General features: G+C 40.2%; 13 protein-coding genes. 9 read left to right on the plus strand and 4 right to left on the minus strand.

From position 1 onward, the window contains the following. Positions 1-18: 18 nt before the first annotated feature. The 3 genes from LDL79_RS02945 to LDL79_RS02955 form a co-directional block, all read right to left on the minus strand. A complete protein-coding gene (locus LDL79_RS02945; protein WP_225599103.1) occupies positions 19-771 on the minus strand; it encodes a hypothetical protein in 753 nt (250 codons plus the stop codon). A 50-nt stretch (positions 772-821) separates the two neighbouring features. Then, positions 822-1,274, minus strand: coding sequence for a pantetheine-phosphate adenylyltransferase (gene coaD, locus LDL79_RS02950; protein WP_072980315.1), 453 nt, complete (start codon positions 1,272-1,274; stop codon positions 822-824). Between the two features lie 147 nt (positions 1,275-1,421). After that, the gene (locus LDL79_RS02955) at positions 1,422-2,414 is read right to left on the minus strand and encodes a D-alanine--D-alanine ligase (RefSeq protein ID WP_225599104.1); all 993 of its coding nucleotides are present in this window, start codon (positions 2,412-2,414) and stop codon (positions 1,422-1,424) included. A 208-nt stretch (positions 2,415-2,622) separates the two neighbouring features. On the opposite strand from LDL79_RS02955, the gene LDL79_RS02960 reads away from it, so the two are divergent. From LDL79_RS02960 to LDL79_RS03000, 9 genes are all read left to right on the plus strand, one after another. Then, entirely contained in the window at positions 2,623-3,246 is a 624-nt protein-coding gene (locus LDL79_RS02960) for a PASTA domain-containing protein (protein ID WP_072980319.1), read from the plus strand. After that, entirely contained in the window at positions 3,233-4,267 is a 1,035-nt protein-coding gene (locus LDL79_RS02965; protein ID WP_072980321.1) for an RluA family pseudouridine synthase, read from the plus strand. Before LDL79_RS02960 ends, LDL79_RS02965 begins: the two co-directional genes overlap by 14 nt. 41 nt (positions 4,268-4,308) lie before the next feature. Continuing rightward, complete coding sequence (locus tag LDL79_RS02970; protein ID WP_072980323.1) at positions 4,309-4,494, plus strand: hypothetical protein; 186 nt, start codon at positions 4,309-4,311, stop codon at positions 4,492-4,494. Between the two features lie 11 nt (positions 4,495-4,505). Further along, a complete protein-coding gene (locus LDL79_RS02975) occupies positions 4,506-5,081 on the plus strand; it encodes a cob(I)yrinic acid a,c-diamide adenosyltransferase (protein WP_167597804.1) in 576 nt (191 codons plus the stop codon). A 139-nt stretch (positions 5,082-5,220) separates the two neighbouring features. Next, positions 5,221-5,442 carry a DUF2795 domain-containing protein gene (locus LDL79_RS02980; RefSeq protein ID WP_009781131.1) on the plus strand — a complete coding sequence of 74 codons (222 nt, stop codon included), beginning with the start codon at positions 5,221-5,223 and terminating at the stop codon, positions 5,440-5,442. A gap of 231 nt (positions 5,443-5,673) precedes the next feature. Then, entirely contained in the window at positions 5,674-9,036 is a 3,363-nt protein-coding gene (secA, locus tag LDL79_RS02985) for a preprotein translocase subunit SecA (protein ID WP_225599105.1), read from the plus strand. A gap of 196 nt (positions 9,037-9,232) precedes the next feature. Further along, on the plus strand, positions 9,233-9,556 hold the full coding sequence (locus LDL79_RS02990; RefSeq protein WP_225599106.1) for a DUF3140 domain-containing protein: 324 nt from the start codon (positions 9,233-9,235) through the stop codon (positions 9,554-9,556). Positions 9,557-9,632: 76 nt separating this feature from the next. Then, entirely contained in the window at positions 9,633-10,109 is a 477-nt protein-coding gene (locus LDL79_RS02995) for a DUF4199 domain-containing protein (RefSeq protein WP_225599107.1), read from the plus strand. Between the two features lie 74 nt (positions 10,110-10,183). Beyond that, the gene (locus tag LDL79_RS03000) at positions 10,184-10,981 is read left to right on the plus strand and encodes a Cof-type HAD-IIB family hydrolase (RefSeq protein ID WP_225599108.1); all 798 of its coding nucleotides are present in this window, start codon (positions 10,184-10,186) and stop codon (positions 10,979-10,981) included. A 118-nt stretch (positions 10,982-11,099) separates the two neighbouring features. On the opposite strand, the gene LDL79_RS03005 is transcribed toward LDL79_RS03000, so the two are convergent. Then, on the minus strand, positions 11,100-12,410 hold the full coding sequence (locus tag LDL79_RS03005) for an ABC1 kinase family protein (protein ID WP_225599109.1): 1,311 nt from the start codon (positions 12,408-12,410) through the stop codon (positions 11,100-11,102). Position 12,411 lies beyond the last annotated feature (1 nt).

Below are 12,411 nucleotides of genomic sequence, written 5' to 3' on the forward strand. Positions count from 1 at the left end.
TTAAGTTGCGAAGTTAGTTTAATTCGTTGCGTTCAACTTGTGAAATTCGGCACTTCTTTTTATTAAATACTCCAGAAAACGCATCTCATTTTTATCTTGCAATAAGCGTGCATCTACCTGCTGCTCCAGACAATAATCAAAAAACAGCGGCTCTTCTTCTTGGGTCACGGCTAGTTGATTGCGTAGTAAATCCTGATTAAAAAATGCATCTTTTTTGAAAAAAGCTTTAAGTTCTCCCAGTTTTAAAATTCTAAAGCGATTGGGATCTTCGGCTTTTTCTTTTTTGTCTTTTTTAATCATATTCCATACCATTTTTCCGATAGCGATAAAATCAATGCCAGAACCGCTAGGACCGGGACTATACAATTCAGGGTGTTCTTGAATATCTTTTTGCAACCAAGTGTTAAAATTCTTATCATATTCTTTCACCCGAAACTCTTTCACCTTGTTGGTTGCCGTAATGGTCACAGCATCCAATTCATTTCTACTTTCCTGAAGTTCAACCACCCAAGTTTCTTCTAGTTGATATGCTTCTACCTGATGAATTTGTGTTTCAAAAAACGAATAGCTAAAAATCAAAGAATCACCCAACTGTGCGGCGATCTCAAAATCCCCCCAACGGTTGGTAGAAGTCATCAAGTCTTGGGTTTTATTGATGATCAACACGCCTTCTAGCGGTTTATCTTCAGCATACACTTTTCCTTGTGATTGTTGTGCGTAAACTGCCGTGCTGAGCAAGAGGATAAAAGCAAAAAATAATTTTGATAGCATAGTCAGGTCTCTGCAGTAATGACCTTAGTTATGCTTACATGTTGCAAAAATCACACGCGAACCGCGTCTGGCACTAAGCCCGTATAGTCGCCGCCATTGCGAATAACGTCCCGCACAATAGATGAAGAAATGTAACTTTTACCCGAAGAAGTGAGTAAGAACACTGTTTCTATTTGCGCCAATTTTCTGTTAGTATGCGCGATAGCCTTTTCAAATTCAAAATCCGCCGGATTGCGCAATCCTCTAAGAATAAAGCCGGAATCTGTCGCATTACAAAAATCAACAGTAAGACCTTGATAAGTCATCACTTTGATCTTGGGTTCATCTTTAAAGGACTCTTTTAAAAAGCCTTCCCGCTGCTCTAAAGTGAACATGTATTTCTTATCAGCATTCACCCCGATCGCTAAAATGATCTCATCAAAAAGCTTTAAGCCTCGCTCAATGATATCATAATGTCCTAAAGTAAGCGGATCAAAAGATCCCGGAAATACTGCGCGTTTCATAAATGAGAATTCAAATTCAAAATTAAAGGTACAAAAACTGAAGTGTTTAAAGTTTGTGGTAGCGTTACCTAATGCTTATAAAATATTCAGTCCATTGCGGGGGCAATAAAAGCTGCGTTTAGATCGCCTACTATTTACTGAGACTGCCTACTGAGACTTTTCACCATTCATTGCCTGCTCAATAACATTATCAAACAAATCTGGCAATGTAATCCGCGCTACCTTTGCCTGCTGCGGGATGATACTCGCAGGACTCAACCCCGGTGTGGTATTCACTTCTAAAAAGTGCGGGGCGCCATTGTGGAAAATAAATTCAGCTCGGGTGAGGCCTTTTAATTTTAAGATCTTAAAGACTTTTTCTGCTTCGCGTTGTACGGCTTCGGTTTGCGCATCGGTAATTCTTGCCGGAGTGATCTCTTGTGATTTACCCTCATATTTTGCCTGATAATCAAAGAAGTCATTGTCGCTAACAATTTCGGTAACAGGAAGCGCCATTACTTTCCCTTGATAATTGATCACGCCAACAGAAACTTCGGTTCCTTCTAAAAAAGATTCAATAATGATCTCATCATCTTCTTTAAACGCCACTTCGATCGCTCCTTCTAATTCTTCGGCACCATAAACCTTAGAAACTCCGTAACTACTGCCTGCTTTGTTAGCTTTTACAAAACACGGCAAACCTACTTTATCTAAAATTTCGGTAGCATTAATAACGTCGCCTTTATTCAGCAAATAATTGGTTGCGGTTTTGATTCCATAGGCTTTCAATACGCTGATGCAATCCCGCTTGTTAAACGTAAGCGCCGCTTCATAATAATTACACGCTGTCTGCGGAATCTTCAAAAGTTTTAGATACGCCTGCAATACGCCGTCTTCTCCCGGAGTTCCGTGAATCGTGTTGAATACACAATCAAAGGTGATCTTAGTGCCTTCCACATTAATCGAGAAATCAGCTTTATCAACAGGAATTGGCGGGTGATCGGCGTGTTTACAAAACCAGCCTTCCTTTAAAATATGAATAGGAAATACATTATACTTAGATTGGTCTAGATGTTTGCAAACCGTGTTTCCGCTCAAGATCGAGATATTCACCTCACTGGAAAATCCACCCATCACGACTGCAATATTTTTTTTTGACATAGTAAAAAAGAAAGCTTTACGTTATCTAATAGAAGGCGATCTTAAGATCATCTTCAACTATTGAAAAAACAAGTTTATTTAAGCTCGGTTCACCGAGTAATTTAAGGCTTCAAAGAACGTTATTTTTAGGAAAACTCGGCAAAAAAAATGATTGCAATTGAGCGTCAGCCAATTTTAAACTAAGTTTGTAGCCGCAAAATCGCTCTTTATGGGATTCTTTAAATTTATATTCAGCAAAGCCTTTTTAAAACAGCTCTTGCTGGCGCTACTGGTACTGGTTCTTCTTGTATTTGGTCTGTTGTACTGGCTGCGCGCCTCTACAAATCACGACCAGCGCATCGCCGTGCCAGACCTTAGCAAAATGTCTCTAGGCTTAGTGCAACAAGAACTTGAAAATGCCGACCTAAACTATGTGGTGATCGACTCTTCAAACTACAATCCGGATTATCCTACATACTCAGTGATCGAGCAAAATCCCGCAGCGGGAAAATTTGTAAAAGAAGGTCGAAAAATATATCTGGTACTAAACCCTTCAGGCTATCGTAAAATTGAAATTCCACAGCTGGTAGGTAGAACCCAACGCCAGGTAGAACCAACCTTGCTTGCTTTAGGATTTAAAATAGGAAAAATTGATTACCGCGACCATATAAGCTCTGACGAAGTGCTTGAACTACGCCACGACGGCAAAACCCTCAAAGTGGGTGATGCGTTGCGTAAAACCTCAGTTATTGATTTGGTTGTAGGTAATGGAAAGGGCAGCTACCGCACCTCTGGTGATGCTGCACAAGATGTAATAAATGACGCTGAAGAATTAGACGATGCAGGATTTTAAGACGGAAGGTCCTGATGAGCAGGATGATGAATTGTATGAACATTACAGCTTTACCGCAGGCAAAGGCCAAGAGCCGCTGCGTGTAGATAAATTTCTGATGAATTTTATTGAAAAAGCAACGCGTAATAAAATTCAGCAAGCCGCAAAAAATGGAAACATTCAAGTAAACGGAGCAGTTGTAAAGCAAAATCATAAAGTAAAAGCCAATGATGTGGTTCGGGTTCTTTTTGAACATCCACCCTATGAGTTTTTACTCACGCCTGAGGATATTCCGCTTGACATTGTTTATGAAGATGACACCCTGCTGGTGGTGAATAAACCTGCCGGTATGGTCGTACATCCCGGTCACGGTAATTACAGCGGTACGCTTATTAATGCATTGATCTATCATTTTGATAACCTTCCGGAAAACAGCAGCGGTAGACCCGGTCTTGTGCATCGTATTGATAAGGACACAAGCGGACTTCTCGTAGTCGCGAAGACTGAAGAAGCAATGACGCATCTTGCGAAGCAGTTTTTTGATAAAACCAGTGAGCGTGAATACATAGCGATCGTTTGGGGAAATGTAGAAGAAGATCAAGGAACGGTAGAAGGCCATATAGGCCGTCATCCTAAAAATCGTATGCAAAATACGGTTTACGAAGATGGCGATCAAGGTAAGGAAGCGGTAACACATTACAAGGTTTTAGAACGCTTGGGCTATGTCACTAAGATCTCGTGCAAGCTCGAAACCGGGCGCACGCATCAGATACGTGTGCATATGAAACACATTGGGCACACGCTGTTTAACGACGAGCGCTATGGCGGCGATGTGATACTAAAAGGCACCACCTTTACCAAGTACAAGCAATTTGTAGAAAACTGCTTTAAAGTACTCCCCAGACAAGCCTTACACGCAAAAACTTTAGGCTTTGAACATCCTAAAACCGGTGAGTGGTTGCGCTTTGACAGTGCGATCCCAGAAGATATGGAAGCCTGTATCGAAAAATGGCGCAGTTATGCTAAACACGCAATGGAATAGCGCTATTGCCTTGGCCATTTTAATTTAAGTACCTTTGACGTATGCTCGATTTCATTCCAGATAATTTACAATCAATTCTCATTATTGTGGTTTTGGCAGTGCTTTTTCTTGCGGTTATGGCCAACAATAAACGCAATCAAAGTAAATTAAGAGACCGCCGGAAACGCAATTTTAAAACAGATTATTTCAATCTTAAGAAAGAGCGCGAAGACGAATCTAAATCCTAAAAACTTTAGCTGTGAAAATCTATACTAAAACCGGAGACAAAGGTACCACTGCACTCTTTGGCGGCACGCGCGTATCTAAACACAACATACGTATTGAAAGCTACGGCACCTTAGACGAACTCAACTCCTATTTAGGCTTGTTGCGCGATCAGGAAATAGATGCGCATAGCAAAGCTACTTTGATCTCTATTCAGGAAAAACTATTTGTCATCGGGGCAATTCTGGCGACCGATCCTGAGAAAGCGGTTTTAAAAAATGGCAAAGAGCGCCTGAATATCGAAAAAGTAAGTGAAGCTGATATCCAGCTTTTAGAACAGGAAATGGATGCGATGGATGCTCAGCTTCCACCTATGACGCATTTTATACTCCCCGGAGGACATCAAACTGTGTCATTCTGTCACGTAAGCCGTGCGGTATGCCGCAGAGCTGAAAGACTCGCAACGGCTCTTTATCAAGAAGTTCCGTTTGAAGAAAACGCGCTAAAATACTTAAACCGCCTTTCTGACTACCTCTTTGTACTGGCACGGAAGTTGTCTAAAGACTTGCAAGCCGAAGAGATTAAATGGATTCCTGAAAAGAAGGGTTAAAACATAGAAAAATTAGGCTTAACCCTCGTAATCACAATAGATTACAGACGTTCATAAAAATAATTTTGAATTAACATTCAATTTTCTTGGATTTTACGTTAATAAATTTATTTTTGCAAAAAAATAAATACGTTAACTTATGTACTGGACATTAGAACTAGCTTCTCATTTGAGCGACGCACCTTGGCCTGCAACCAAAGATGAATTGATTGATTATGCGATTAGAACGGGAGCACCATTAGAAGTTGTTGAGAACTTACAAGCTATGGAGGATGAAGGTGACTCTTATGATTCGATTGACGAAATATGGCCAGACTATCCGTCTGAAGACGACTACCTCTGGAATGAGGATGAATACTAGATTTTACAACATTCTAAACATAAAGAAGTCTCGCAATGAGGCTTTTTTTTTGCTTAAATTTGAAGTGCAAAATAGAAGAATTCAGTTTTAAAAATTCTTCAGAAGAATAAAGAAATTTTCATCGTAGAGATGAAAATCAAAATAACTCCTGAGACTTCAGGATTACAGGAAATTAATTTTTCCCTTTAAAACGAAACCACAGGTTTTGTTGGGATAAAAGAACTACCAATTATGGGATTATTAGACAAAGTATTAAAGGTTTTTGTGGGTGACAAATCCAAACAAGATGTCGCTGCCATTCAACCTATTGTTGATAAAATAAAAAGTTTTGAAGCGCAGCTTGAAGCCTTATCGCACGATGAGCTACGTCAGAAGACCACAGAATTCAAAGCTAAAATCGCAGATGCACTTTCTGATACTAACGCAACACTACTTCAGTTAGAGAAAGAAGCTGACGAGACCGAAGACATTGACCGCAAAGAGGAAATCTACGCGGAGATCGACAAACTTAAAGACGAGTCTTACAAAATTAGCGAAGCAGTCCTAAACGACATTCTTCCCGAAGCTTTTGCTGTGGTTAAAGAAACCGCAAAACGCTTTGTTCATAATCCGCAATTGAAAGTTACTGCAAGTGCTTTTGATCGTGAACTAAGCGCAGAAAAAGACTACGTACAACTTGACGGTGATGATGCGATCTGGTCTAACAGTTGGGATGCTGCCGGAAAGCCTATCACCTGGGATATGATCCATTATGACGTGCAGCTCATAGGTGGTGTGGCCATGCACCAGGGTAAAATTGCAGAGATGCAAACTGGTGAAGGTAAAACATTAGTGGCAACGCTTCCGGTGTATCTAAACGCACTTACCGGAAATGGTGTACACTTGGTAACGGTTAACGACTACTTAGCGAAACGTGATAGCGCTTGGATGGCACCGTTATTTAACTTTCACGGACTCACAGTAGACTGTATCGATTACCACAGGCCTAATTCGGCTTCCCGAAGAAAAGCTTACGCTGCTGATATCACCTATGGTACGAATAACGAATTTGGTTTTGATTACTTGCGTGATAATATGGCGCACGCACCAAATGATCTGGTACAACGCGCTCCTAATTATGCGATCGTCGATGAGGTCGACTCGGTATTGGTAGATGATGCCCGTACACCCTTAATCATTTCAGGACCTGTACCCAAAGGAGATCAACACGAGTTTGATGCATTAAAGCCTAAAATTGATAGCTTGGTAAGCCTTCAACGTCAACAATTGACAGGAACTTTAGCTGAAGCGAAAAAGCTTATTTCAGCAGGCGACACCAAAGAAGGGGCTATTCTTTTATTACGCGTATACCGCGGTCTTCCAAAGAATAAAGCGCTGATTAAATATTTAAGTGAAGAAGGAATTCGTCAACTTTTACAGAAGACTGAAAACCATTATATGCAAGACAACAATCGCGAGATGCACGTGATTGATTCTGAATTATACTTCACCATTGATGAAAAGAACAACCAGATCGAATTGACCGATAAAGGTATCGATCACTTGTCTGGAAAAGAAGATCCTAACTTCTTCATTATGCCTGAAATGGGCGTTGAGATCAGCAAGATCGAAAACGCAAATCTTTCCACCGAAGAAGAAGCTGAGAAGAAAGAAGAGCTTTTTAGAGAATTCAGTGTTAAGAGTGAGCGTATTCATACGATGAATCAGCTGTTAAAAGCCTATACTTTATTTGAAAAGGACACCGAATATGTGGTGATGGACAATAAAGTGAAAATCGTTGATGAGCAGACCGGTCGTATTATGGACGGGCGTCGTTATAGCGATGGTTTACACCAGGCGATCGAAGCAAAAGAGAATGTAAAGATCGAAGACGCAACACAAACTTTTGCAACGGTAACCCTTCAGAATTACTTTAGAATGTACCGCAAACTTTCGGGTATGACGGGTACTGCAGTAACAGAAGCAGGCGAATTCTGGGAAATCTACGAATTGGATGTTGTTGAGATTCCTACCAACCGCCCGATTGCCAGAGATGACAAAGACGATAAAGTTTATAAGACCAAGCGTGAAAAATACAATGCCGTTATTGATGAAGTGCAGCTTCTGGTTCAAGCCGGAAGACCGGTACTTATCGGTACGACTTCGGTAGAAATTTCTGAGATCTTGAGCAGAATGCTTTCGATGCGAAAAATTCAGCATAATGTATTGAACGCCAAATTGCATAAAAAAGAGGCCGATATTGTTGCCGATGCAGGTAACGCAGGTCAGGTTACCATCGCTACCAATATGGCGGGTCGTGGTACTGATATTAAATTGAGTAAAGAAGTAAAAGATGCCGGAGGTCTTGCGATCATAGGTACTGAGCGTCACGATTCGCGTCGTGTAGACCGTCAGTTACGTGGTCGTTCTGGGCGTCAGGGAGATCCGGGTAGTTCTCAATTCTACGTGTCGCTTGAAGACAACTTAATGCGTTTATTTGGTTCTGAACGAATCGCTAAAATGATGGACCGTATGGGACTTCAAGAAGGCGAGGTAATTCAGCACGGAATGATCTCTAAGTCTATCGAGCGTGCGCAGAAAAAAGTTGAAGAGAACAACTTTGGAGTACGTAAACGTCTTCTGGAGTATGATGATGTGATGAATGCGCAACGTGAGGTGATTTACAAGCGTCGTTATCACGCGCTATTTGGCGAGCGTCTTCGCGTAGATGTCGCAAATATGATCTACGATACTTCTGAAGCGATCGCCGAAACGAACAAAATGGCGCAGGACTTTAAGAACTTTGAGTTTGAGTTGATTCGTTTCTTCTCGATGAGCAGTCCGGTTGACGAAGCACAATTTGCGAGTTCGTCTGCAAAACAACTTGCAGTCACCGTTTACGATGCCGCGCTAAAGCACTACAAAGAGAAAATGGAGCGCAACGCCGCTACCGCCTTCCCTATCATTAGTAATGTCTATGAAAATCCGGAAAGCAACTATGAGCGTATCGTGGTTCCTTTCTCTGATGGAACTAAAGAACTTAAAGTTGTTACCAATTTAAAAGACGCTTATGAGTCTCAAGGTAAACAACTGATTACCGACTTTGAGAAAAATATTACCCTTGCGATTATTGATGATGCATGGAAAACGCATTTACGCAAGATGGATGAATTGAAACAAAGTGTGCAGCTTGCGGTTCACGAGCAAAAAGATCCGTTATTGATCTATAAGTTTGAAGCTTTTGAGTTATTCAAACAGATGATCGATCAGGTGAATAAAGATGTGATTTCCTTCTTATTTAAAGGAGAGCTACCGGTGCAGCAGCAAAACCAGATTAGAGAAGCGCGTCAAGTACGTCAAACAGAACAAACACAGACTTCTAAAGAAGAAATTCCTAATCTAGATGAGCGCGCCGCGCAAAGTCGCGCAGCAAGTGGCAACACGCAACCTCAGCGTCAGCAAGTGACCGAGACCATCACCCGTGAGCGTCCTAAAATAGGCCGTAATGATAAAGTAACGATCAAGCACGTGATGAACGGGGAGAACAAAACAATGAAGTTTAAACAAGCCATTCCACTTCTTGACAAAGGCGATTGGGTGCTTGTAGATGAGTAATAGTATTAGACTTCAAACAGTAAAAAAGTTCGGTTAACAACCGGACTTTTTTTGTGAATAACTATTTGCAATCTGTTGGTTTTAATCTTTACATAAACTTAATATTGCAGCCTTTTTGAGCCTGAAGAATACCCCTAGTTTTGTAACCTAAAACCCTATTATATTGTTTTCTAAAGAACTTCTACACAACGAGTTAATGCAATCTACAAACATGTCTGCAGTAGAGCTGCGTGCGTGGTTGCGCACCGATATTGCTCCTATAACTGTGGCCAATTATAAGGATGCTCCATCATTGGATCAATCTAATAAATTGCTGACGATTCTGATGAAAAACACCGAAGAGCTTACCAGAACAGATTGCTTTTTTATTCAGAGTATTTTGCAACGCATTAAGTATCTAAAAAACAATCGCAGCAAAGAGGGATATGCGCGTCTTGATTGGGAAAATAGTTTACGCAGCTTAGGTTATGATATCAAGAAGCAACTAAAGCCTGCTAAAAAGTCAAAGGCTTACCACTAATTATTTTTGCGGCAGCTTTTTAAATTTTTAGAGAATTACACTACCTTCAATACCCTATTTGGTAGCTTTTAATCGTATGAAAAATTTTAGACTTGAACTCAAGTGGGCGGTGATCTATACGCTTACATTACTCCTTTGGATGGTTTTTGAACGGCTTATGGGTTGGCATGATGAGCATATTGATATGCACCACATCTACACCATGCTATTCTACATTCCGGCGATCATTTTATATTATTTCGCTTTAAGTGATAAACGCAATAATTTTTACGGAGGTATCATCACTTTTAAACAAGCTTTTTTAAGCGGCTTAATACTTTCAGTCTTTATTGCACTACTTGCAGCTCCGGCACAATACATCACCAGTACTTATATTACGCCTCAGTATTTTGACAATGTGATTGCTTACGCTGTAGAAAGTGGCAAAATTGCTCCGGAAGAAGCTGCTTCATTCTTTAACCTTAAAAGCTACATGATTCAGTCTGTAGCCGGAAGCCTTGCCTTCGGTCTTATTTTAAGTGCTCTTGTGGCATTTTTTGTAAAAAGAAAATGATAAGATCATTTTAAATCTTTCGGCAAAAATCTGCATTGGGTTATCTTTGAAGGATGACAAAGAAAATTCAATTAATGTGTTCTGATATAGACGGAACACTTCTTAACGCTAAACGCGATATTGCCCCTGAAACTGCTGCTGCAGTTAATAAACTTCCTCAAGATTTCCCGATTATTCTGGCCTCTTCTAGAATGCCTTCGGCAATGTATTATTTACAGGAAAAAATTGGACGTTTGGGAAGCCCGATCATCAGCTACAATGGTGGTCTCGTGCTAGATGGTAAAGGAAATAAGCTTTACAGCCAGACGGTTTCTCTTGATTTTCTTGAAACAGTAATTCAACATCAGCAGAATTACGACTACAACATAAGCACCTATTGCACCGATACGTGGCGTACCGCAAAATCAGATTACTGGACCTTGCGAGAAATTAGAAGCACTCGTGTAGAACCCGTTTATACGCCGCTTAACGAGCACGTAGCTGTTTTAAAAGCCATTGACGAACAACCGCATAAAATTATGTGTATGGGTTCACCAAAGGCTTTAGATAGTCTGATCGCGCTACTTCGTGAAAAACACGGTGAGGAAGCACACTTTTACCGCTCTAAAGATGTGTATGTGGAAATCACCCCAAAAAACATTGATAAAAGCAGTGCGTTAGCAACTTTGATCAATAAAAACTATGGTTTAAAACTAAGTGATGTAATTGCCTTTGGCGACAACTTTAACGACACTACAATGATCAAGAATGTAGGTCTTGGCGTTGCAGTTGCTAACGCAGCGCAGGAGGTAAAAGATGTTGCAGATTATGTAAGTGAGTACACTAATAAAGAACACGCTGTAGCAAAAGCGATTGAAAAATTTCTCATTTAAAACCGCATAAGAGATTACACGATTATCTAATCTCGATCATTTGGCAAAAAAAAGAGAGGCGCAACTTCAACCAATCAGTGCGCCTCTCAAAACAACCTAACCAATAATCTTCAATCTCTTAATCTAAATAGTTTTTATAATTGTTCACTTTGATTTTTGCACCTAAGTCGTGCATCAAGTTATACAAACCAAAAAACGTGCGGTTGATGTAAAGGAAATGTTTGCTTCCTCGGTTTCCGTTCATTTTTCGAAGTTGGGTGTCCTTAGAGTATTTATCACTTAAATCTGCAATTTGAGCAAAGAAACTTTCATCACTAAAGTCAAAAGTATCGAGGTGAAAGGGCTTCGTGAACAAGCTTAACATTTCGTGAAACAACGCAGAAAAAAACGCCGTTTCTTCAGCAGAATCGCTTGTTTTTAAAATTTCAAGCTCAAGCATTTTCGCTTTAAATATTTCAGGATCATTAATATTTTCAGGCTTCGCTAATTCAAAATAAGGCGTATAAAATTCCTGAGGAACTTTTTTAATGCATCCAAAATCGATCGCGATTAGATTATGTTCTTTATCAACCAAGAAGTTTCCGGGATGAGGATCTGCGTGAACCTGTTTTAGATGATGCATTTGAAACATATAAAAATCCCATAAAGCTTGGCCAATTTTGTCCGCGGCTTCCTTATCGGTATTTCCCTGAGTAAATTCACTGAGATGCACACCCGTCATCCAGTCCATCGTAATTATACGCTCACTCGATAGTTCCGGATAGTATTTAGGAAACCTCAAGTCATCAATCACACTACACTGCTTAGTGATTTCTTGACTTTGCTTTACTTCTAGTAAATAGTCCGTTTCTTCAAGTAATTTTTCTTCGACTTCTTTGAAGTATTTTTCCTTATCCTTTCCTTTTAAATTGAACATTCGAGTAGCGATTGGCTTCACTAGAGCCAAATCGCTACTGATGCTGTCTGCAACGCCGGGGTATTGAATTTTCACAGCAAGTTTTTTCCCATCTAAAGTAGCTTGATGTACTTGACCGATGCTCGCAGCATTAACACTATCTTTCTCGAATGTATCGTATAAATCTTCAGGATATTTATCTAGATATTTTTTAAATGTTTTGCGTACCAAAGCCGCAGAAAGTGGCGGCACTGAAAACTGAGATAGGGAAAATTTCTCAACATACGCCTTAGGCAGAATGTTCTTTTCCATACTCAGCATTTGCGCAACTTTAAGCGCACTACCTTTTAAACTTTTGAGTCCATCGTAGATATCTTCGGCATTTTCATCATCAAGCGTTTCTCGTGTAATGCTAGAATCAAAGGCTTTTTTGCTATAATATTTAGCATAGTTCCCTCCCACCTTCACACCGGTTTTCACTAGCTGTGATGCGCGAGAAAGTTTATTGGTAGGTATGTGATCAATCGTTTTCATA

The sequence above is a fragment of the Leeuwenhoekiella palythoae genome, assembly GCF_020310025.1.
Taxonomy (GTDB): Bacteria; Bacteroidota; Bacteroidia; order Flavobacteriales; family Flavobacteriaceae; genus Leeuwenhoekiella; species Leeuwenhoekiella palythoae.